Source organism: Jannaschia helgolandensis (assembly GCF_900109285.1).
In the GTDB taxonomy this organism is placed as follows: Bacteria; Pseudomonadota; Alphaproteobacteria; order Rhodobacterales; family Rhodobacteraceae; genus Jannaschia; species Jannaschia helgolandensis.
In genome coordinates this window covers 78,751-99,849 of record NZ_FNZQ01000004.1, presented here as the reverse complement: position 1 = coordinate 99,849, position 21,099 = coordinate 78,751, and the positions used below count along the sequence as shown (strand labels likewise).

The 21,099-nt window shown below is 63.9% G+C and carries 23 protein-coding genes; 6 read left to right on the top strand and 17 right to left on the bottom strand.

Annotation, left to right across the window (positions count from 1 at the left end):
* Window positions 1–19: 19 nt before the first annotated feature.
* Window positions 20–319 carry an FtsB family cell division protein gene (locus tag BMY38_RS11285; protein WP_092762890.1) on the bottom strand — a complete coding sequence of 100 codons (300 nt, stop codon included), beginning with the start codon at window positions 317–319 and terminating at the stop codon, window positions 20–22.
* Window positions 320–692: 373 nt separating this feature from the next.
* On the opposite strand from BMY38_RS11285, the gene BMY38_RS11280 reads away from it, so the two are divergent.
* Window positions 693–899: a hypothetical protein gene (locus BMY38_RS11280; RefSeq protein WP_139204703.1), complete on the top strand. Its 207-nt coding sequence runs from the start codon at window positions 693–695 to the stop codon at window positions 897–899.
* 57 nt (window positions 900–956) lie between these two features.
* Here BMY38_RS11280 and BMY38_RS11275 read toward each other — a convergent pair whose 3' ends face one another.
* The 5 genes from BMY38_RS11275 to BMY38_RS18125 form a co-directional block, all read right to left on the bottom strand.
* Entirely contained in the window at window positions 957–1,850 is an 894-nt protein-coding gene (locus BMY38_RS11275) for a fructose bisphosphate aldolase (RefSeq protein WP_092762886.1), read from the bottom strand.
* Window positions 1,851–1,929: 79 nt separating this feature from the next.
* Window positions 1,930–2,241, bottom strand: coding sequence for a hypothetical protein (locus tag BMY38_RS11270; RefSeq protein WP_092762884.1), 312 nt, complete (start codon window positions 2,239–2,241; stop codon window positions 1,930–1,932).
* 216 nt (window positions 2,242–2,457) lie between these two features.
* The gene (locus BMY38_RS11265; protein ID WP_092762882.1) at window positions 2,458–3,630 is read right to left on the bottom strand and encodes a phosphoglycerate kinase; all 1,173 of its coding nucleotides are present in this window, start codon (window positions 3,628–3,630) and stop codon (window positions 2,458–2,460) included.
* A gap of 143 nt (window positions 3,631–3,773) precedes the next feature.
* Window positions 3,774–4,778, bottom strand: coding sequence for a type I glyceraldehyde-3-phosphate dehydrogenase (gene gap / locus BMY38_RS11260; RefSeq protein WP_092762880.1), 1,005 nt, complete (start codon window positions 4,776–4,778; stop codon window positions 3,774–3,776).
* A 144-nt stretch (window positions 4,779–4,922) separates the two neighbouring features.
* The gene (locus tag BMY38_RS18125) at window positions 4,923–5,066 is read right to left on the bottom strand and encodes a hypothetical protein (RefSeq protein WP_175495850.1); all 144 of its coding nucleotides are present in this window, start codon (window positions 5,064–5,066) and stop codon (window positions 4,923–4,925) included.
* A 140-nt stretch (window positions 5,067–5,206) separates the two neighbouring features.
* Between BMY38_RS18125 and BMY38_RS11250 the strand changes: the two genes are divergently transcribed.
* Window positions 5,207–6,163, top strand: coding sequence for a DUF808 domain-containing protein (locus BMY38_RS11250; protein WP_092762876.1), 957 nt, complete (start codon window positions 5,207–5,209; stop codon window positions 6,161–6,163).
* Window positions 6,164–6,179: 16 nt separating this feature from the next.
* On the opposite strand, the gene BMY38_RS11245 is transcribed toward BMY38_RS11250, so the two are convergent.
* The 3 genes from BMY38_RS11245 to tkt form a co-directional block, all read right to left on the bottom strand.
* Window positions 6,180–6,425 carry a hypothetical protein gene (locus tag BMY38_RS11245; RefSeq protein ID WP_092762874.1) on the bottom strand — a complete coding sequence of 82 codons (246 nt, stop codon included), beginning with the start codon at window positions 6,423–6,425 and terminating at the stop codon, window positions 6,180–6,182.
* Window positions 6,426–6,575: 150 nt separating this feature from the next.
* The gene (locus BMY38_RS11240) at window positions 6,576–7,766 is read right to left on the bottom strand and encodes an NADH:flavin oxidoreductase/NADH oxidase family protein (RefSeq protein WP_092762872.1); all 1,191 of its coding nucleotides are present in this window, start codon (window positions 7,764–7,766) and stop codon (window positions 6,576–6,578) included.
* Complete coding sequence (tkt, locus tag BMY38_RS11235) at window positions 7,763–9,796, bottom strand: transketolase (RefSeq protein ID WP_092762870.1); 2,034 nt, start codon at window positions 9,794–9,796, stop codon at window positions 7,763–7,765. The genes BMY38_RS11240 and tkt overlap by 4 nt, the downstream gene beginning before the upstream one ends.
* A gap of 147 nt (window positions 9,797–9,943) precedes the next feature.
* Between tkt and BMY38_RS11230 the strand changes: the two genes are divergently transcribed.
* Both BMY38_RS11230 and BMY38_RS11225 read left to right on the top strand, forming a co-directional pair.
* The gene (locus BMY38_RS11230) at window positions 9,944–10,333 is read left to right on the top strand and encodes a hypothetical protein (RefSeq protein WP_092762868.1); all 390 of its coding nucleotides are present in this window, start codon (window positions 9,944–9,946) and stop codon (window positions 10,331–10,333) included.
* The gene (locus BMY38_RS11225; RefSeq protein ID WP_092762866.1) at window positions 10,326–10,727 is read left to right on the top strand and encodes a cell division protein ZapA; all 402 of its coding nucleotides are present in this window, start codon (window positions 10,326–10,328) and stop codon (window positions 10,725–10,727) included. Before BMY38_RS11230 ends, BMY38_RS11225 begins: the two co-directional genes overlap by 8 nt.
* Before the next feature lie 24 nt (window positions 10,728–10,751).
* Here BMY38_RS11225 and BMY38_RS11220 read toward each other — a convergent pair whose 3' ends face one another.
* Window positions 10,752–11,423 carry an SDR family NAD(P)-dependent oxidoreductase gene (locus BMY38_RS11220; RefSeq protein ID WP_092762864.1) on the bottom strand — a complete coding sequence of 224 codons (672 nt, stop codon included), beginning with the start codon at window positions 11,421–11,423 and terminating at the stop codon, window positions 10,752–10,754.
* 126 nt (window positions 11,424–11,549) lie between these two features.
* On the opposite strand from BMY38_RS11220, the gene BMY38_RS11215 reads away from it, so the two are divergent.
* On the top strand, window positions 11,550–12,125 hold the full coding sequence (locus BMY38_RS11215; RefSeq protein WP_092763341.1) for a biotin transporter BioY: 576 nt from the start codon (window positions 11,550–11,552) through the stop codon (window positions 12,123–12,125).
* 55 nt (window positions 12,126–12,180) lie between these two features.
* On the opposite strand, the gene BMY38_RS11210 is transcribed toward BMY38_RS11215, so the two are convergent.
* The 4 genes from BMY38_RS11210 to radA all read right to left on the bottom strand — a co-directional run bounded on the left by BMY38_RS11210 (window position 12,181) and on the right by radA (window position 16,200).
* A complete protein-coding gene (locus tag BMY38_RS11210) occupies window positions 12,181–12,594 on the bottom strand; it encodes a DUF1284 domain-containing protein (protein WP_092763339.1) in 414 nt (137 codons plus the stop codon).
* Window positions 12,595–12,650: 56 nt separating this feature from the next.
* A complete protein-coding gene (purF, locus tag BMY38_RS11205; protein ID WP_175495849.1) occupies window positions 12,651–14,111 on the bottom strand; it encodes an amidophosphoribosyltransferase in 1,461 nt (486 codons plus the stop codon).
* Between the two features lie 100 nt (window positions 14,112–14,211).
* The gene (locus BMY38_RS11200; RefSeq protein ID WP_092762860.1) at window positions 14,212–14,802 is read right to left on the bottom strand and encodes a CvpA family protein; all 591 of its coding nucleotides are present in this window, start codon (window positions 14,800–14,802) and stop codon (window positions 14,212–14,214) included.
* A 30-nt stretch (window positions 14,803–14,832) separates the two neighbouring features.
* The gene (radA, locus tag BMY38_RS11195; protein WP_092763336.1) at window positions 14,833–16,200 is read right to left on the bottom strand and encodes a DNA repair protein RadA; all 1,368 of its coding nucleotides are present in this window, start codon (window positions 16,198–16,200) and stop codon (window positions 14,833–14,835) included.
* 214 nt (window positions 16,201–16,414) lie between these two features.
* On the opposite strand from radA, the gene BMY38_RS11190 reads away from it, so the two are divergent.
* Window positions 16,415–17,428 (top strand): autotransporter outer membrane beta-barrel domain-containing protein, encoded by a 1,014-nt coding sequence (locus BMY38_RS11190; protein WP_092762858.1) that lies wholly within the window; start codon window positions 16,415–16,417, stop codon window positions 17,426–17,428.
* A gap of 72 nt (window positions 17,429–17,500) precedes the next feature.
* Here the strand turns inward: BMY38_RS11190 and BMY38_RS11185 are convergent, their stop codons facing one another.
* From BMY38_RS11185 to BMY38_RS11175, 3 genes are all read right to left on the bottom strand, one after another.
* On the bottom strand, window positions 17,501–18,286 hold the full coding sequence (locus tag BMY38_RS11185) for a hypothetical protein (RefSeq protein ID WP_092762856.1): 786 nt from the start codon (window positions 18,284–18,286) through the stop codon (window positions 17,501–17,503).
* A gap of 199 nt (window positions 18,287–18,485) precedes the next feature.
* The gene (alr, locus tag BMY38_RS11180) at window positions 18,486–19,532 is read right to left on the bottom strand and encodes an alanine racemase (RefSeq protein ID WP_092763334.1); all 1,047 of its coding nucleotides are present in this window, start codon (window positions 19,530–19,532) and stop codon (window positions 18,486–18,488) included.
* 46 nt (window positions 19,533–19,578) lie between these two features.
* A complete protein-coding gene (locus BMY38_RS11175) occupies window positions 19,579–21,072 on the bottom strand; it encodes a replicative DNA helicase (protein ID WP_092762854.1) in 1,494 nt (497 codons plus the stop codon).
* Between the last annotated feature and the right edge of the window lie 27 nt (window positions 21,073–21,099).

The following is a 21,099-nucleotide window of genomic DNA, read 5'->3' as shown; positions in this document are numbered from 1 at the left end:
GAATCCGTTTTTATAAAGGTTATTCGACGATGATTTCGTCGGAACGGGCCATGCCCAGAATCATCCGCGCCCGTTCGTCCAGCAGGTCGAGGTCCAGGTAGTCATCCGACAGCCGCCGCGTGCGATCGCGCATCTTGTCGGTCTCGCTATCCAGCAGCGCCAGTTCCGCCAGCAGCACCTCGCGCTGCGCTTCCAGTTCAACACGGCGGAACACCCCGTATTCGCCCTGCACGGCGGCAAAGACGAAATAGCCCCCGAACCCCATGAGCAAGAACGGAATGATAAGGCTGTAGCCTCCGCGTCTGCGATTTGATGCCATGCGTCTATACCTGCTCCAGCACCTCTCGCGGGCGCTCGCGGGCAGGATGGCACATTTGGACGCCGGTGGGAATCCCCCGCCTCACGATCCGGAGTAAGCGATCCCATATCTGACGCTGACCGAACCCGTCGTATGAAAGGGCACCGGAATTGATCCGGGCGCCGGGCCATTTGCGGGGCGGAAAATCCATCGAGAATTCATTTTCCAGGAGAGTCTATTTCAGGAGGGTCTAGATGCCTGATTTCACCAAATCCCAGGACAGCACGACGACGATCGCAATCACCGCGAAAAGTCCCGCACATTTATCAAGATCACGGCCAGCGAGGCCTGGCTCAAAGGTCGCAAGGTAAGCCACGGGCACGAGGCGCGCGCCGTGATGGTCGAACACGCCTACAAACTGCCGATGCTCAAGGACATGGTGGGCAGCGGAAAAATCGGCGCATGGCCGCTGCATTTCGGTGTCACCGACATCAACGGGGCGATCCCGCTGGTAACCGGAACGATGGATGTGGCCGCATCGACCGACTGCTGCACCTGCAACGATGCGAACCCGCCCGAACAGGCCTGCGCTCCCTGCTGATCTGAACGCCCGGAATGACACGGGGCGGCGATATTGCCGTCCGGTTGTCCGTCCCGGTCAGTCCGCGACCGATGCCGCCTGAATGCTGTCGATGGTCCGGGCCAGTGCGGCCTCGAACTCCGCATCGTCCTGGGCGTCCGACAGGCCTTCGGTCAGGGCGCGGCTGAAACTGGCGATAACACCCCGATTGCGCGCCAGACGGGCATTCGCCTCGTCGCGGGAATAGCCGCCCGACAGGGCCACGACCCGCATGACCTTCGGGTGGTCGACCAGCGGTGCGTAAAGCCCCGCCTCTTCCGGCAGGGTCAGTTTCAGCATGATTTCCTGCCCCACCGGCAGATCGTCCAGATGCCGCAGAATGGCATCGCGCAGCATCGTCTCGGCACGGGCCTTGTCGTTCATGCCGATGCTGATTTCCGGCTCCAGGATAGGCACCATGTCATGCGCCAGAACTTGACGGCCGACATCGAACTGCTGGGCCACGATGGCCTCGATCCCGGCCGCGTCGGCGGCATCGATGACCGAGCGTTCCTTGGTGCCGAACATGCCTGCCGCGCGTGCACGTTCCAGCGTTGCATCCAGGCCAGGGATCGGCTTCATCAGCTTCACGCCGTTCGCCGTCTCCTCCAGTCCCTTGTCGATCTTCAGGAAGGGCACTACGCCGCGCTGTTCCCACAGATAAACAGGCGCGGGGTGGCCTTCGAACTCGCGGTCCATCGTCTGTTCGAACAGGATCGCGCCGACCACCTTGTCGCCGGTGAAAGCAGGCGCGCGGACGATGCGTTCACGCATGTTGTGGATCAGGTCGAACATCTCGGCGTCCGAGGCATAGCGATCCTCGGACACCCCATAGAGCCGCAGTGCCTTTGGGGTCGACCCGCCCGATTGATCCAGCGCCGCGATGAAACCCTGACCGGCACGGATTTTCGCGGCTTTATCTGGATCGAACATGGGGGCCTCCGGGGGGGTGCGAATGAATGGTCCCCCGGCAGTAAGCCGCCCTCCGGATTGCCGCAAGTGACTGGTTGCGCTAACGGTCCCCCTGCGTCAGCCAGAAGGCGGTCGCCCGCCCGGCAACGTCATCCGCGACAGGTTGCCAGACCTTCGCCCCGTCCTTCGGAAGGGTGTGGTCGATGCGGTCCAGCAGGGCGGGTACTCGCCTGTCGCCACGGGCTGCCGCGACACTGGCATAGATCAGCGCATTGGCCAGCGACCGGGGCGCGTTGACGCCGCGCAGATACGCCCGTGCAGGGTGACGCAGTTCGGCGGGCGGGCCGCTCAGGTCCGCCTCGTTCGGGTCAGGCGCGGCGGATTGAAGGCGCAGTCGGGTGGCAAAGGGCATCTCGCGTTCCAGAAGGGCTACGCAGACCCGCTGCAGATGAACCAGATTTCAGAGCGACCTGTCCTGCGCGGACGCGGGCAGGGTGGCGGGAGCAAGCAGGGCGGAGCAGAACAACAGGTGCTTCATGGAAGGCCTCCTCGCTGGCTGAATATCCTCAGCCCAGAGGCAAGATCCCGTGCCGGGCAATCGCGGCTTCGGACAGTCTTCGAAGGCGCGTCAATCCGACAAGGCGGCGACACCGGGCAATTCCTTGCCCTCCATCCATTCCAGAAACGCGCCGCCGGCAGTGGAGATATAAGTGAAATCGTCGGCGACCCCGGCGTGGTTCAGGGCCGAGACGGTATCGCCCCCACCCGCGACCGACACCAGCTTGCCCGCGCGCGTCAGTTCGGCGGCATGGCGGGCGGCGGCGACGGTTGCCGCGTCGAATGGCGTCATCTCGAATGCGCCCAGCGGGCCGTTCCAGACCAGTGTGGCGCACCCATCGAGCAGCGTGTTGATATGCGCGACCGAATCCGGCCCCGCGTCCAGGATCATATGTCCCTCGGGCACCGCATCGGCGGCGACCACCTGCGTCGGCGGATCAGCACGGAATTCTGCGGCCACCACCACATCGCGCGGCAGCAGGATCGCGCAACCGGCGGCTTCGGCCTTGGCCACGATCCCGCGCGCGATGTCCAGAAGGTCATGTTCGCACAGCGATTTCTGTACGTTCACGCCTTGGGCGGCCAGAAATGTATTTGCCATGCCGCCACCGATGATCAGGTGCTGCACCTTGGTCACGAGGTTGCCCAGCAGGTCCAGCTTGGACGACACCTTGGCCCCGCCGACCAGCGCCGCAACGGGCGGTTTCGGTGTTCCGAGGGCCGCGTCCAGCGCCGTCAGTTCCGCTTCCATCGACCGACCTGCGCAGGACGGCAAAAGCCGCGCAACGCCTTCGGTCGAGGCATGCGCCCGATGTGCCGCCGAAAATGCGTCATTACAGTAAATATCGCCCAGCGAGGCAAGGAATTGCGCCATTTTCGGATCGTTCGCCTCCTCCATCGGGGAAAAGCGCGTGTTCTCGATCAGGACCGGGCCGTCCGCCGCCTCCAGCGTCGCGCGGTCCGGGCGCTCCACGAAGATCACATCGCGGCCCAGCGCGGCCTCCAGTGCGGGCACGACCTGACGCAGCGACATCTCAAGCACCGGCTTGCCCTTGGGCCGTCCGAAATGCGCCAGCATCACCGGCGTGCCACCCTTGGACAGGATCTCCTTGATGGTCGGAACGATGCGGTCGATCCGGGTGGTGTCGGTCACGCGCCCGTCCTCGACCGGCACGTTGATGTCCACGCGGGTCAGCACGATCTTTCCGTCCAGGTCCATGTCGTCGAGCGTCTTGAAGGTCATGGGGGACTCCGGCTGAGGTGAGAGTGGGGTGGTGCCTGGATAACTGTGGGTGTTGGTGCCTGGATAACTTCTGTGCGGCAGTGACGGTTTCCATGGGAAACCATCACCTTGCCGCCACGAGAGTATCGTCTTCGCGACTCTCGCTAAATCAGTTTGCCCATCGCGACGGCGGTATCCGCCATCCGGTTCGAGAAGCCCCATTCGTTATCATACCACGACAGGATGCGGCACATCTTGCCCTTCTCCATCACCTTGGTCTGATCCATGTGGAAGATCGACGAATGCGGGTCGTGGTTGAAATCGCTGCTGACCAGCGGCTTGTCGGTATAACCGAGGATACCCTTCAACTTGCCGTCCGCGGCCTTGCGGATCGCCTCGTTGATCTCCTCGACCGAGGTCTCGCGCGATGCCGTGAACGTCAGGTCCACAACCGACACGTTCGGCGTGGGCACCCGGATCGCCACACCGTCCAGCTTGCCATTCAACTGCGGCAGGACCAGCCCGACGGCCTTGGCGGCACCGGTCGACGTCGGGATCATGCTGAGCGCCGCGGCACGGGCGCGATACAGGTCCTTGTGCATGGTATCCAGCGTCGGCTGATCGCCGGTATAGCTGTGGATCGTGGTCATGAAGCCGCGCTCGATTCCAATGACGTCATCAAGGACATAGGCCACCGGCGACAGGCAATTGGTGGTGCAGGACGCGTTCGACACGATGATGTCGTCCGCCGTCAGCGTGTCGTGGTTGACGCCATAGACGATGGTCTTGTCGGCGTCCGAACCGGGGGCCGAAATCAGCACCCGCTTGGACCCGTTGTCCAGATGCGCCTGACATTTTTCCTTGCTGGTGAAGATACCGGTGCATTCCATCACGATGTCCACGTCCGACCATGGCAGGTCGGCGGGGTTACGAATGGCGGTGACGCGCATCCTGCCGCGTCCCGCATCGATCCAGTCGTCGCCGGTGGTAACCTCGGACGGGAAACGGCCATGCACGCTGTCGTATTGCAGAAGATGGGCGTTGGTCTCGACCGGGCCCAGGTCGTTGATCGCGATGACCTCGATATCGGTGCGCCCCGACTCGATGATGCCACGCAGGACATTGCGTCCGATCCGACCGAAGCCGTTGATTGCCACTTTGACCATGATGTCACCTCCGGGGAATATTCTCAGCCATCTCGCATAGAACCGATGTCGGCGTCAGGCCGCAACCTGTCGTGACCGCTAACGGCTCCGGCGCTATCATGGCGGTGGCATTCGGTGCAACAGCGCGCGATCTCCGGTGCGGGCGGCTTACCGCCAGAAGGCGATGTATTCGATCAGGTCCATCAGGCGTCGGCCCATGAAGTTCAGTCCCTGCGCATCGTTGAACAGCCAGTCCGCCCCGATCACAGACACGAGGAGAATGGCGACGACGGCGGCGGTTGCATTGCTCATGGCCCGATCAATCGCAGGCCGGTCGCCGTTTGCAAGCCCCGGATTGCGCCCGCGGACCAGGCCATCGGGTCGGGGGGACACGTTGACCCCGGCCCGCATGCGCTAGATCGTTATCCGGACACGACAGGGATTCGAACGACATGAGTGGACTTCTCGCGCTTTTGGACGACGTGGCGGCCATCGCCAAAGTGGCATCGGCCTCCATCGACGACATCGCGGCCCAGGCGACGAAAGCGGGTACCAAGGCTGCTGGCGCGGTGATCGACGATGCCGCCGTCACGCCGAAGTATGTTCAGGGCTTTCAGGCCGCGCGCGAATTGCCGATCGTGTTCAAGATCGCCCGCGCGAGCGTTTTCAACAAGCTGGTGATCCTTTTGCCGATCGCGATGCTGCTGTCGCGGTTCGCGCCCTGGGCGATCCCGTATCTGTTGCTGCTGGGGGGGCTGTATCTGTGTTTCGAAGGGGCCGAGAAAGTCTGGCACTGGCTGGTCCCGAAAGATGATCTGAGCGACATAGACCCGGAAACGACCACTCTCGACGCCACCCATCTGGAGGAACAGCGCGTCAAGGGCGCAATCAAGACCGACTTCATCCTGTCGGCGGAAATCATGACGATCATCCTGTCCAATATCGAGCCCGGCCTGTCCGCTTGGATGGAGGCGGCGATTCTGGCGCTGGCCGCACTTGTCATCACCCTTGCCGTCTACGGGGCCGTGGCCCTGATCGTGAAAGCAGACGACATGGGCCTTGCCATGGCCGAAGGGGGTCGGCTTTCCGTCACCCGCTCCATGGGTCGTGCCGTGGTCAAGGGGATGCCGACGTTCCTGCTGGTACTGACGGTCGTCGGCACGGCGGCGATGATCTGGGTCGGGGGGAATATCGTGGTTCACGCCATCAGAGAGATCGTCTGGTATCTTCCCTATGAAACCATCAAGGGCATCGCGGGCGCGGCGGCGCAGGCGGTACCTGCGGCGGCGGGCTTTGTCGAATGGACGGTGACGGCAGTGCTGGACGGCATCGTCGGGCTGGCTCTGGGTCTGTTGCTGATGCCGGTGGTTGCTTTGCTGCCGGGCGGGAAGGATGCCGAGGCGCATTAGGCGGTGTTGGTGGCTCTTACTGCGCGCCAACATAGTACACGACTTGCTGGGTGCCTTTCTTCTCAAGACGAAATAATCGCGGCCGGTGCTCTGCATATTTCGCCCAGCCGCTTTCGGGAATGTTCTTCGTGGTGAGCGCGTGGATTTGAGACATGTGATTTCCCAGCTCTTGAATCGGCAGGCCACGTTGCGGGTGGGCGTGTTCCTTGATCACCGCGATCACTTTGGCCTCGATTTCTTCAGCCCATGATTTCGTCGGCATAAGCCGCGCTTATGTTGTCGCCATCTACGAAGACGGCAACACGGCTTTTTACAAGGTGGGGATCGTGGAAAGACATGCGCCGATCATGTCCGTCCAAGTATGGCGGCACTTGGGCGATGGCGCGGAAAAGGGACGCAGATGCCGTCGTCTCTACCCGAACTGCCGCCGCCAATGCACGGCGCGCTCCGCGTCACGGGTCTCATAGGCATCCACCATCGCGGGCAAATCCTCGGGCGCAGGGCCAAATTCGTCACGCGACAATGCAGTCAACCGCATCGTGTACCATGCGGTGATGCCACCCTCGGGCGGAGAGTCGAAACGCGGAAACGCTGGGTCGGGACCGTCGGTTGCCCATGTCTGCGGCAGGGACGGGTCCAACACCATGGCGCGCGCCATACCGATCACATCGACCGCGCCCGACGCCAGAACTTCGACCGCCTGCGCCCGCGTCTTGATCCCACCGGTCAGCATCAGCGGCTTGGACGTCACCGCACGCGCCCGGTGTGCAAACGGCAGGAAATAGGCCCCCTTTGCCGTCCCGTCGGACGCCGAGGCCGCGCCCGGAAAATACGTGCCGCCGCTGATGTCGATCAGATCGACCGATGTCGCGTCCAGCGCGGCGACGACCTGCACCGCCTCGTCCTCGGAAAAGCCGCCCTCAAGCTGGTCCGTCGCGTTCAGCTTCACTGCCACCGGCACAGATGGCCCGACTGCATCGCGCACGGCGGCGATCACTTCCAGCGTCAGGCGCATCCGGTTGGACAGACTGCCACCATAGGCATCGGTGCGCTTGTTGAACAAAGGCGACAGAAACTGGCTCAGCAGGAAACCATGCGCCGCGTGAACCTGAACGCCACCGAACCCGACCTCCACAGCCATACGCGCCGTTCGTGCGAACGTAGCGGGCAGCGCGGCGATCTCGTCGCGGGTCAGCGCGGCGCAGGTCAGACCGGGCATGTCCAGCGCAGAGGGCCCCCTGGGCGTGCCGATGGGCGGATGCGTCATCGCGCCGGCGTGACCCAATTGTGCCCAGATGATCGTGTCGCCCGTCGATCCGCACCGCGTCAGCTCCGTCAGGGCGGCGCGGTCCGACAGCGGCCCCAGCACCAGGTTGCCCGGCTTTTCCGCCGCAAACGGGTCGCCCTGGACCTCGCCCACGATGGTGGCGGCGATCCCGCCCTCGGCCCAGCGTTCATACAGACGTGCCTGTCCGGGGCCGGGGTTTCCGCGTCCGTCGCCCAGCGAATCCGACATTGCCGACTTCACCAGCCGGTTGGCCAGCACCGCGCCACAGGGCAGGGTGAGTGGCTCAAACAGCAGGTCGACCGGCCGGTCGGTCACAACATCGCGCGCGCGGCCTTGACGACGGCCTCAGCGGTGATGCCGAAATGCTCGAACAACTCGTCCGACGGGGCCGACGCGCCGAAGCCTTCCATTCCGACGAAAGCGCCCTTGTCGCGCTTGCCCCGCTCGCCGAACAGCCAGCGGTCCCAGCCCATGCGCGCGCCCGCCTCGACTGCCACGCGGACGGGGCCGGGGGGCAGGATTTTCTTGCGATACTGCTCGTCCTGAGCCTCGAACAACTCCCAGCATGGCATGGAAACCACGCGCGTGCCGATGCCGTCGGCCTGCAGGATGTCGCGGGCCTTCATCGCGATTTCGACCTCGGACCCGGTGGCCATCAGGATGACCAGACGTTTGCCTTCGGTCGTGTCGGCCAATGTATAGGCCCCCTGCGCCACGAGGTTCTTGTTCGAGAAGGTCGTCCGAAGCGTCGGCACTCCCTGTCGCGTCAGCGCCAGAACCGATGGTGTGCGTGCCGAGGTCAACGCCAGTTCCCAGGCTTCTGCTGTCTCTACCGTGTCACAGGGACGGAAGACGTTGGTGTTGGGCGTCGCGCGGCAGATCGCCAGATGCTCGACCGGCTGGTGAGTCGGGCCGTCCTCGCCCAGACCGATGCTGTCGTGGGTCATGACGTAAGTGACCGGCACGCCCATCAGGGCCGAAAGGCGCATCGCAGGACGGGCATAGTCGGTGAAGCAGAAGAAGGTCCCGCCATAGGGCCGGATGCCACCATGCAGTGCCAAGCCGTTGAGCGCGGCGGCCATGCCGTGTTCCCGGATGCCATAGTAGATGTAGCGGCCCGCGCGGTTCTCGGCCGAAAAGATGCCCATGCCTTCGGTCAGCGTGTTGTTCGATCCGGTCAGGTCCGCCGATCCGCCGACGGTTTCCTGCATGATCGGGTTCACCACCTCCAGCACCATTTCCGACGATTTGCGGGTCGCGACCTTGGGCTGGCTTTCGGCCAACTGGCGCTTCATCGCCTTGATCGTGGCCGAGAGCTTGCGGGCCGGATCGCCGCGCAACGTCCGCTCGAACTCGCCGCGTTTGCCCTGACCCAGATCGGCGAAGCGCACTTCCCATTCGGCCCGCGCCTCGGACCCGCGGGCGCCGATGGCCTCCCATTCGGCCTTCAGATCGGCAGGTATCTCGAACGGCGCCTGATCCCAGCCATAGGCCCGCTTGGTATCCGCAATCACCTTTTCATCGGTCAGCGCGCCGTGGCCTTTCGACGTATCCTGCGCCGAGGAGCCGAGGGCGATATGCGTCTTGCAGGCCACCATCGTGGGCTTCTTGCCCTTCTTGGCATCTGTCAGGGCGGCGTCGATGGCGACCGGATCATGGCCGTCGACTTCGATCACATCCCAGTTCGCGGCCTTGAATCGCTGCTTCTGGTCGGTGCTGTCGGACAGGGACACCTTGCCGTCGATGGTGATGCCGTTGTCATCCCACATCACGATCAGATGCGACAATTCCAGATGTCCTGCCAGCGTGATGGCTTCCTGGCTGACACCCTCCATCAGGCAGCCGTCACCGGCCATGACCCAGGTGTAGTGGTCGACGATCTTGCGGCCATAGCGCTCGCGCAGGATTTCCTCGGCGATGGCCATTCCGACGCTGTTGGCGATGCCCTGACCCAACGGCCCGGTCGTGACCTCGATCCCCGGCGCATGACCATATTCGGGATGACCTGCAGTGATCGAACCCAGCTGGCGGAAGTTGCGGATCTGGTCCAGCGTCATCTCCGGGTAGCCGGTCAGATGCAGCAGCGAATACAACAGCATCGACCCGTGTCCGACAGACAGGACGAACCTGTCGCGGTCTGGCCACTCGGGACGGCTGGCATCGAACTTCAGATGCTTCTCGAACAGCACCGTAGCTACGTCCGCCATGCCCATCGGCATGCCAGAGTGGCCCGAATTCGCGGCGGCGACGGCGTCCAGCGTCAGGGCTCGGATCGCAGTGGCCCGGCGCCAGTGATCGGGGTTCGCGGCGCGCAGGGCGTCGAGGTCGGGGTGCTGATCGGTCATGGCTTGGGTCTCTCGGATTTGGCTTCTGTGGCTTTGTCATGTTCCTAGCAGGCTGTCGCCCGCGTGCAAGGACGGGACGTCCGGCCTTTGACATGGGCGCGCATTTGCGGTCCCTTGGGCGCAAAGACGTATTTTGGGGATCAGGACATGGCAGAACAGGCGGATATGGACAGCGCACTGGCGCGACTGGAGGCGGCACTGACCGTCGCGGTCGACGCGCTGGAGCAGGCGGAGGCGGTTGCTGACAAGGGTGCGGACGTGAAGCGGCTTGAGGACGAGTTGGCGCAGGCACATCAGAAGATCGCCACGCTGGAACAGTTGGACCGCGATCGGGAGGCGGCGCTGGACACCGCGCTGACCCGCGCCAGGACCGCCGAAGACCGGTCGGTCGAAGCCGCGTCCTCTGCACCTTCGGACAACACCGCCGCGCTTGAGACCGAAATCGCGGAATTGCGCACCGCCCGCGCGCAGGATCTTGCCGAGATGAAGGCCCTTCTGGCCGAACTGGAACCCATGCTGGAGACGTCGAATGCCTGATATGACCATCGTAATTGGCGAGCGCAGCTTTGCCGTCGCCTGTCAGGACGGCGAGGAGGGTTACCTGTCGGCCGCTGCCGAACTGCTGGACCGCGAGGCAAAGGTGCTGGCGTCCACGGGCAATCGTCTGACACAGGACCGGATGCTGCTGATGGCCGGGCTGATGCTGGCCGACAAGTCGATCTCGGCCGAGGAGGAATTGCGCGCGCTGGACCGGCGGCTGGCCCAGCAGACCCAGCTTCTGGACGAAATGCAGGCCCGCCAGGCCGCCGCGCCGAAGACCGTCGAAGTCGTCAAGGAGATCGTGCCCGATGCCGCGCTGGCCCGCCTGAACGCGCTGGCGGACAAGGCCGAAGATCTGGCCGCCAGGACCAGGGCGCGCGCGGCAGGCTAGGCGCAGGCGGGGCCTTGTGCCGGACTAAAGCCCGATCTCGCCCATCAGCCGCGCCGCCTCGGACCGGGTATCGCTCAGGGCCGCGCGGTCCTCGCCGGGATGGAACCGGGCGCGGACGGCGGTCGGCATCGGGCGGGGCGTCATCAGATGCACATCGGGTGCGGCTTCGGTTGTCGCCTCCGCCTGCCATGCAGCGATCAGGGCACGCTGCGCGGCCTTGGTCGCCAGATAGGCCCCGGCGAACTTGACCGGGCGATCATCGTCGAAGAACACCGCGCGCGCCTTCCCCCTGTCGCGCGCCGCGGCCTGCAACAGCGGCGACACATATGGGATCAGCCGCTGCAAAGCCGTCACATTGGTGGCCAGCGATTTGGCGAAGTCCCTTTCGTCGGCCATGTCGGCGGGCGACAGCGGAGGCACGTGGACAGCGGTATGCACCCACAGCGGCAAAGCGCCCCAGCGGTCGTGGATGCCGCGGCACAGATGCTGCATCGCATCCGCCTTCGTCACATCCATCGGGGCCAGCGTGGTCGCGCCACCCGCCGCCTGAATGCGGTCGTCCAGCTCTTCCAGCGCGCCTTGGGTGCGGGCGACGGCGACGACGTGGCAGCCCCGCGCGGCCAGATGTTCGGCGATGGCCGCGCCAAGGCCGCGAGAGGCGCCCGTGACAAGCGCAAGGGGGGGGTAATCACTCATGACCGCTCCGGTGCCATGTCCCGCGTGCGGGATCAAGTCGGCAGTCCTTTGCGCGGGTTCAAGTTGACACCCGCGCGGCGGGCGCGGAAAAGATACACGACAGCAGGCATCCGATTGGAGAACGACATGACACTGACCGCAACGGCCCTTGGCCGCATGACCGTGATGAAGCAGGCAGCCCTCGTGCTGGGCGGGACGGTCGTTCTGGCGCTGGCTAGTCAGGTGGCGGTTCCGTTCTACCCGGTTCCGATGACGATGACGACCTTTGCCGTCCTGTCGATCGGCTTCGCCTATGGCGCCCGTCTGGGCGCGCTGACGGTCCTTGCTTGGCTGCTGGAAGGCGCGCTCGGCGCACCGGTCTTCGCCAATGCCATGAACGGCGCGGCCTTCTTCGGTCCGACAGCGGGCTTCCTGATCGGCTTCATCGGCATGGCATTCCTTGCCGGTCTGGCCAGTGAACGCGGTCTGGCCGCGATGGCGGGGATCGGCCTGCTGGCCTCCGCGCTTCTGTATATTCCCGGTCTGGCCTGGCCGATGGGCCTGGCCGAACTGGTCGGTGTTCAGGTCTGGGGCAGCGATCTTGCCTTCCCGGCGCTGTTCGATGCCTTTGCCGCCAAGTTCCTGCTGGGCGATGCGGTCAAGGCGGTGCTGGCCGCGCTGCTGGTGTCGGGGGGCTTTGCCGCGCTGCGCCGCAACGGCTGATCCGCCTGCAAAACCGGACCGCAAGGTCATGCGCCGTCCCGTTCGGGGCGGCGTTTTACGTCTGGGCCAGCAATCCGGCGACGGCTGTTTTGCACATACCCAACGGCAGCCACTGGCAGCCCACGCAGATATCATCGAGGTCATCGGGCGTGATGCGCGCCCGGACCCGTTCGACGCATTCGCCCCACGACAATGTGTCGCCCGCCCTCAGGTTCAGCGCCTGGGCATGGGCCGCGTCCAATCGGGCGATATCATGCTGCGACGCGCATCCCAGACCGATCCGGTGGGGGCAGGGCGCGCAAAACGAATCGGCCTCCAGCGTGATGTGAACCTGGGCCTTCTCTCCCCCCGGTGCCATGAGCTGGCCAAAGACGATGTTCGCCATATTTGCGATGAAGGCGCTGTCATAGCCTTTGCCCTCGAATCCAAGGGAGCAAAGAACGTGGTGAGGTCGCAATCGGACTGTCATGGACGCCTGTGTCTGCCAAATGAGCGCACGACACAAGTTTTGCCACGTCATACGTCTTATTCGGCAGCCTTCAATTGAAATCCGTTCTGGACCTGATCGGACGGCTCGACCGGATAATCGCCCGAGAAACAGGCGTCGCAATATTGCGGGCTGGCCGGATCGCGCCCGTTCTTTTCCCCGACCGCGCGGTACAACCCGTCGAGCGAAATGAACTTGAGGCTGTCGACGCCCAGATGGGTGCGCATTTCCTCGGCGGTCATGGTCGCGGCCAGCAGCTTTTCGCGCTGCGGCGTGTCGACGCCATAAAAACAGGGCCAGGCCGTCGGCGGCGAAGCGATGCGGAAGTGAACCTCCGCCGCGCCGGCATCCAGTATCATTTCCTTGATCTTACGGCTGGTCGTGCCCCGCACAACGCTGTCGTCCACCAGGATGATGCGCTTGCCCCGCACCAGCGCCCGGTTCACGTTCAGTTTCAGACGCACGCCCATGTTCCGGATCGACTCGCTGGGTTCGATGAACGTCCGGCCCATGTACTGGTTGCGGATGATGCCCATCGCATAGGGGATGCCCGATTCCAGCGAATATCCGATCGCCGCTGGTGTGCCCGAATCCGGGACGGGGCAGACCATATCGGCGTCTACCGGGGCCTCCTTGGCCAGTTCGCGTCCGATGGCTTCGCGGGTGGAATAGACCGACTGGCCGCCCAGAATGCTGTCGGGGCGGCTGAAATAGACATGCTCGAATATGCAGAACCGCGATTTCTTCTGCTCGAACGGGCGGTGCGACGTCACGCCATCGGCGGTGATGACGACCATTTCGCCCGGCTCCACCTCGCGAAGGAATTCCGCGCCGATGATATCCAGTGCGCAAGTCTCCGACGCCAGAACCCAGCCATCGCCCACTTGCCCCAGCATCAGGGGGCGCACGCCCAGCGGATCGCGCACGCCGATCAGTTTTGTGCGCGTCATGGCGACGATGGAAAACGCGCCCTCGACCCGGCGCAGCGCATCCTTCATCCGCTCGGGGATGTTGCGCTGCAGCGACCGGGCCATCAGGTGGATGATGCACTCGGAATCGCTGCTGGACTGGAAGATCGATCCGCGTTCGATCAACTCTCGGCGCAGGCTGGCGGCATTGGTGATGTTGCCGTTATGCGCGATCGCAGCCCCGCCCATCGCGAATTCGCCGAAGAACGGCTGCACGTCGCGAATCGCTGTCGCGCCCTTGGACCCGGAGGTGGAATACCGCACATGCCCGATGCCGATGGGGCCGGGCAGGGTGTCCATCACGTCCTGTTGTGTGAAGGTATCGCGCACATAGCCAAAGCGGCGGACCGAGTTGAACCCCTGTTCGGGGTCGTGCACGACGATGCCGCCTGCCTCCTGGCCCCGGTGCTGCAATGCGTGCAACCCGAGTGCAGTGAAATTCGCGGCGGAACTTACACCGACGACGCCGAACACGCCGCATTCTTCCTTGAGCTTGTCGTCGTCGAAAGGAGTGCTGCGCCAGTCGGTCATCGGGAACGAATCCTGCATGGGTCGATGCGAATGCGCGTCACATAAGCCCGTCGCGCGGCGATGTCACCCGGCCTTCACATCTTGAGGCCGGATCGTCGTGTCAGTTGACCGCCGCTGCTGCCTCGACCGACTGGGTGGGCGCGCCGCATTCGCCGACCAGCGATTCATAGCGGGTCAGGATCCAACCCGGCGCATCTTCGGGGATCTGCTGTTCGATGCCCGTCTTGGCACGGCTGAACACGACGGCGGAGCGGCTGTTCTCGACCATGGGCACGCCCTCGCTGACGGTCACGCGGTCATAGACGACGAAGCCCACCGCCACCAGCAGAACGCCGCGCAGCACACCGAACAGGAAGCCCAGGCCCCGATCGGACGGACCGAAGGCGGAATGACGGATCGCCCCCGACAGAAGCGGTGTGAAGAAACTCGTCAGCACCAGCGCCAGTATGAAGACCAGCGCGAAAGCCGACAGAATGGCCAGTTCGCAATTGTCGCCAAGCATTTCGCCAACGTAGGGAATCTCGCGGACCAGCGGTTCCGCCGCCCCGGCGAAGGTGAACGCCAGGAAACCGGCCGCGATCCAGCCGACGATGGCCATCGTTTCACGCACCAGTCCGCGGGAATAGGCAAGGATCGCAGAGATCAGGATGACGGCCGCGACCGCGCCGTCCACGATGGTAAATCCGTCCATGCTTCCCCTCGTGTCGCCCGCTTGAGGCGCTTATCCCGCACCGAACACGTCACCCACAAGGGTGATCAGGTCCGGCAAAAGGCGCACCGATATTCCCGATGCATTCCCCGTCTTGCACCCTTTGGGTGCCATGGCGGCGGTAAAACCAAGTTTAGCCGCCTCTTTCAACCGATTTTCCGCCTGCGTCACCGGACGCAGGGCGCCGGAGAGCGACAACTCGCCAAAAACGACGGTTTCCGGGGGGATCGCTGCGTCCTCCCGCGAGGACAGCAACGCGCAGGCCACGGCAAGGTCGGCGGCAGGTTCCGAAATACGAATTCCGCCCGCCACATTCAGGTAAACGTCGAGACCCTGGAAGCTTATCCCGGTCCGCGCCTCCAGCACGGCCAGAACCATCGACAGGCGGCTGCCATCCCATCCGACCACGGCGCGGCGCGGCTGACTCAACTGTGAGGGGGCGACAAGCGCCTGAATCTCCACCAGAACCGGTCGCGTGCCTTCGATGCCCGCGAATACGACAGACCCTGGCGCGGGGGCATCCCGGTCGCCCAGAAACAGGGCCGAGGGGTTGGCGACTTCGGCCAGACCCATGCCCGTCATCTCGAATACGCCGATCTCGTCGGCGGGGCCGAAGCGGTTCTTGACGGCGCGCAGGATACGGAACTGGTGCCCGCGCTCGCCTTCGAAATACAGCACCGTGTCGACCATATGCTCGACCACGCGCGGTCCTGCGATCTGACCGTCCTTTGTAACATGGCCGACCAGAATGACCGATGTGCCGAACCGTTTGGCGAAACTGGTCAGCTCATGCGCGCAGGCGCGGACCTGAGAAACCGATCCCGGTGCCGAATCCACAGTGTCCGCCCACATCGTCTGTATCGAATCGATAATGCAGAGGTCGGGTTTCTCCGCTTCCAGCGTGGTCAGGATGTCGCGCAGATTGGTCTCGGACGCCAGCCTGACGGTGCTGTCGGCCAGCCCCAACCGCTGCGCGCGCATCCGCACCTGCGCGGTCGCCTCCTCGCCCGACACATATACGACGCTGTGACCGGCATTCGCGAAGGCGGCAGCGGCCTGCAACAGCAGGGTCGACTTGCCGATCCCCGGATCGCCGCCCACCAGCGTCGCGGAGGCAGGCACCAGTCCCCCGCCCAGCACACGGTCCAGCTCGCCCATGCCCGACAGGGTGCGCGGCGGCGGCGATTCTTCGGACGACAGGTCGGTCAGCGCCATGCGCTTGCCCTTGGCCGTGCCGAGCGATTTCTTCGACGGCCCGTGGCTTAGCGGGACTTCTTCCTGAATGGTGTTCCACGCGCCACACCCGTCGCAGCGCCCGATCCATTTTTTATGAATGGCGCCGCAATCGGTGCAGGCGAACTGGGTGACGGGTTTGGCCATGTTCGCCTTTTGGTCCATGCGCGGGGTGGGCGCAAGTAGGGACGGGGTGGGAAGTCGGCGCGTCATCTTTCTGCCATTGTCCGTGACGATTTCGCCACGCGAATCCAATAATTGACCTAGGGGCACCGCGCGTCACTCGCAGCTTCGTGACGTTCATGTCAGAGCGGCTGCACGACAACGGCTTGGTACGGGCTATGACAAGAAAGTGTAAAATATGAGCAGAACGATTTTTTCCGGTATCACGGGTGCAACGGTCCTGGTGGCGACGACAATGTTGGGTAGCGCTGCATGGGCCTGCGACTTTGAAAACAGTTGTTACACACCACCACCACCCCCAAAAGGCCCCGCCGCCACCACCCAGCTCTCCGCCCTTTCCCAAGGCACCGCAGCCGTCACGCGTGGCCTTGTCGCACAAGCCGGGGGCGTGGCCGCCACGCAGGCGCAGAGCGGGCTGTCGCTTGGCACCAACACCACTGCCTCGACCCGCGGCACCAAGTCCAAAGGCGTCAACACCTGGGTCGAGTTCACGGGCTTTGTCGTCAACGGCAACGATCTTCGCCAGACCGCCACCGGCTTCCAGCTGGGTGGTGATGTGCATGTGACGCCGAACCTCGCCCTTGGCCTGTCGCTGGGCCGGGATCAGGTGAACTCCGACGCGGGCGGGTTCGACCTGTCGGGCGATCTGACGTTCCTGCAACCCTACGCGGCCTATGTCAGCGGCCCGATGCGCGCTGAAGCCTCGCTGATCTACGGACGCGGCGATTTCGAACAGGTGTCGCTGGGCGGCACCGGGCAGGCGGACACGACGCTGATCGCCGCCACGGTCTCGGGGGCCTATGACATGGCGCTGTCGACTGGCCAGACCCTGTCGCCGATGGCATCGCTGTCGTATGGCGAGGAGGAGTCCGAGGGCACCGGCGGAACACTGGCTGGGACCGGGAAAGACACCACCAGTTTCGGTCGCGCGTCGGTGGGTGCACGTCTGAGCACGGCTTTCGACTCGGGCACCGCCTTTGTAGGCCTGCACGCCGACTACGACTACAGCAACGGCGATACCGATCTGGTCGCGGGCTTCGACGACGACACCGGTTTCGCGGGTCGGATCGAACTGGGTGTAAACGCCGCCATCACGCAACGCCTGAACCTGCGGACCTCGATGTCGGTCGGCGGTCTGGGCACCGGCACCAAGGACGTTGCCGCAGGTCTGACTTTGAACATGAAGTTCTGATCATAAGCCACTGAACAGAAAAGGGACGCGCCCGTCACAGGCGCGTCCCTTTTTCGTTTCGGCATGGCGGGCCTATTCCGCCGGGGCCGCCATCTTGTCGCCCATGCCATCGCGCCGGGACAGGCCCACGACATTCTTCGGCCTGTCATGGCCGGTCAGTTTCAGTGCATCAGTCACCTCGGCCAGATCCATCTGCAGACGCTCCAGCTGTTTCTCGGCCAGACCCTCCTCGACCGACACGGCCTGCATCCAGCGCTTGATCTCCTGCACGGTTGCCTGCGCCATCGAGATACGCTGCCGGTAATCCTCGACTTCTTTCTGGCGCTGACGCAGGAAGCTGCGGGCGCGGTCGACCTTTTCGTCGGAATAGACTTCGGCCAGTTCGCGGCTCTCGACGGACATCTGGGCCGCGACCTCAAGGACATCATGCTCCATCCCCGCCAGATCCGGATGCGCGCGCATCCATTCGATCCGGTCGCGCATGGCATCGAATTCGCGGCTCAACTGGAATGTGCCTTCGCGGTCGGCTGCATGAACCATGGCATAGGCCTGCGTAACGTCGTCCATAGAAAGGTGAAAATCACGGTTCGTGACTTCCAGACGGCGGACGCGGGAATTGGCGGGCAGGAAACCGACCAGCAACAGTACCAGCACCGTCAGGCCGATTTGCGCGATCATCCCGGCCTGCGCCACTTCGGTCTCGCCAATGGCCAGCGGCAGGTCGAGCCAGGGAAGAAGCCCCATGAGTGAAGCGACTGTGAGGCCCGTCAGGCTCAGGGCGATAAGGACAAGCAAGAAAGTGCTCACCTGCTGCAGAAAGCTTGTCGCGACGGCGACCGGAGGCGATATGTTGTTCATGTAGCCGAACCCTTGTTTGGCGGTGATGATCGGGTTTTTGGCTGCTCGATTCAAACTATAGCAGACACTTACGCTACAAATGCAATCAATTCTTGAAAAGTTCCGTCTGGCGGAGCCTTTCGCGTGGACTGTTACAGGATTGTAGCAAACCGGCATCGCATTGCCGCCACCTTTGCCCAGATCAGGACAATCTGCCGCGTTACTGGCCGCCGCGATACTGGCGCTTGTATCGCCGCCCCATCGACGTCAGCACTTCATAGCCGATCGTTCCCGCCGAGGCGGCCAAGGTGTCGACGCCCCGGTGCGCGTCCAGAACGCGAACCGACTCGGGGTCGCGGTCCAGATGACTGATATCCACGGTCAGCAGATCCATCGACACACGCCCCACGACATTACAGGGCACCGGGCCGACCATCACCTCCATCCCCTGTGACAGGCTGCGCAGCAACCCGTCGGCATAGCCTCCACCGACCGTCGCAATGCGCGAAGGTGCGCGCGCGGTCCAGGTCGCGCTGTATCCCACCGCCTCGCCCGCAGCGATGTCGAAGCAGGATATGACCGGCAGATCCAGTGCGACCACCGGGTCCGCCTTGGCGAAGGGCAGGCCGCCGAACAGGCCGATGCCCGGTCGTGTCATGTCGAAATGATACTCACCGCCCAGCAGGATGCCACCTGTCGCCGCAAGACTGCGCGGCACCGAAATGCCATCGGTCATTTCGTGAAACCGGGCCAGCTGATCGGTGTTCTGTGCCGCATCCGGCACGTCGGACGAGGCCAGATGCGTTGTCACCAGAACCGGTTCGGCCCGCAGCGCAAGTTCGGCGACGGCCGCCCATTCCTCCATCTTCAGGCCCAGACGGTTCATGCCCGTATCAAGTTGCAGCCCGAAGGGATGACGCGGCAACGCCTCCAGATGGCGCATCAACTGCTCCAGCGAACAGATCAGCGGCACAACGTCAGCGCGCGCCAAGGTCGCCGTATCTCCGGTCATATGGCCGTAATACGCATAGATCCGCGGCTCCGGTCCCAACGCACGGCGCAGTTCCAGCCCCTCATCAGCTGTGGCCACGAAGAACGCGCGGCAGCCTTCCGCGAACAGACGGGGCGCGACCTGCGTGACGCCAAGGCCATAGGCATCCGCCTTGACGGTTGCCGCCGTTTCGCAATCGTAGGACGACAGGGCATCCAGCGCGCGCCAGTTGGCGGCGATGGCTTCGAGGTCGATATGTAGGATTCCGGTGGGCATATGCGGCGTGATGGTCAGGCCTGACGTCGCCGTCAAGCGGTCCCGATCACCGATTGCCGTCCTGCCATGGTTTCACAAGGTTGCCGAAGCGGGTGAACCGCCCTTCGAAGCTCAATTCCACCGTGCCGATCGGACCATGCCTTTGCTTGCCGATGATGACTTCCGCCTTGCCGTGCACGGCTTCCATCGTGGCCTGCCATTCGGCCATCTTGTCCAGTTGGTGATCGCCCGGTTTTTCGCGTTCTTTATAATATTCATCGCGGTAGACGAACATCACGACGTCCGCATCCTGCTCGATCGAACCCGATTCCCGCAGGTCGGACAGTTGCGGACGCTTGTCTTCGCGCGATTCGACCTGACGCGAGAGCTGCGACAGGGCAATGACGGGGATATCCAGTTCCTTGGCGATGGCCTTGAGACCCTGGGTAATCGCCGACACTTCGTTGACGCGGTTGTCGCCCTTGCCCGGTGCCGTGACCAGTTGCAGATAGTCGATGATCAGCAGGTCCAGCCCATGCGTCCGCTTTTGCCGCCGCGCCCGCGCGGCCAGCTGCGCGATGGGCAGGGCGGGCGTGTCGTCGATATAAAGCGGGCAGGATTCCAGCGCTTTCGCGGCCTCGACGAAGCGGCGGAACTCGGCCTCGGTCATGTCGCCCCGACGGATCTGCTCGGATGGCACCTCGGAGGCCTCGGACAGGACCCGCGCCGCCAGCTGCTCGGCGGACATCTCCAGCGAATAGAACCCCACGACGCCGCCTTCGACCGCGCCGTCGCGCCCGTCATAGGTGGTGCCGCGTTTGTAGGCCTTGGCGACGTTGAACGCGATGTTCGTGGCCAGCGAGGTCTTGCCCATCGACGGGCGCCCGGCAAGGATCAGAAGGTCCGAGCGGTGCAGGCCCCCCAGCTTCTTGTCCATATCGACCAGACCGGTCGGAATGCCCGCAAGCCCGCCATCACGCTGATAGGCGGCATTGGCCACGTCGACGGCCTGTTTGATGGCCGACAGAAAAGACTGGAAACCGCTTTCGGACCGGCCCTGTTCGGCCAGGGCATAAAGCTTCGCTTCGGCTTCGACGATCTGATCGGCGGGTTCCCGTTCGACTGTCACGTCGTTTGCCTGCGCGCTGATGTCCCGGCCCAATGCGATCAACTCGCGCCGGATAGCGAGGTCATAGATCATCTGGGCATAATCGCGCACCGCATAGGCCGCGATGGCCGATGCGGCCAGCGTTACCAGATAGGATGGCCCGCCAAGGGCGCGCAGACCTTCGTCCTCCTCCAGAAACGGCTTGAGCGTGACCGGCGAGGCCAGCGCGTTTTTCTGGATGCGCGCGGCGCAGATGTCATAGATTCGGGCGTGAACCGGGTCGTAGAAATGCTCGGACCGGATGACCGATGCAGCCCGGTCATACAGATCGTTGTCGGTCAGCAACGCGCCCAGAAGCTGTTGTTCGGCTTCGATGTTATGCGGCAACGTCGCATCGCCGGAAATCTCGATCCTGGCTGGAACGCCTGAGTCCACCCTTGCAATCTCGTTCATTGTTCTGCCCCTGCGACCTCGCCATCA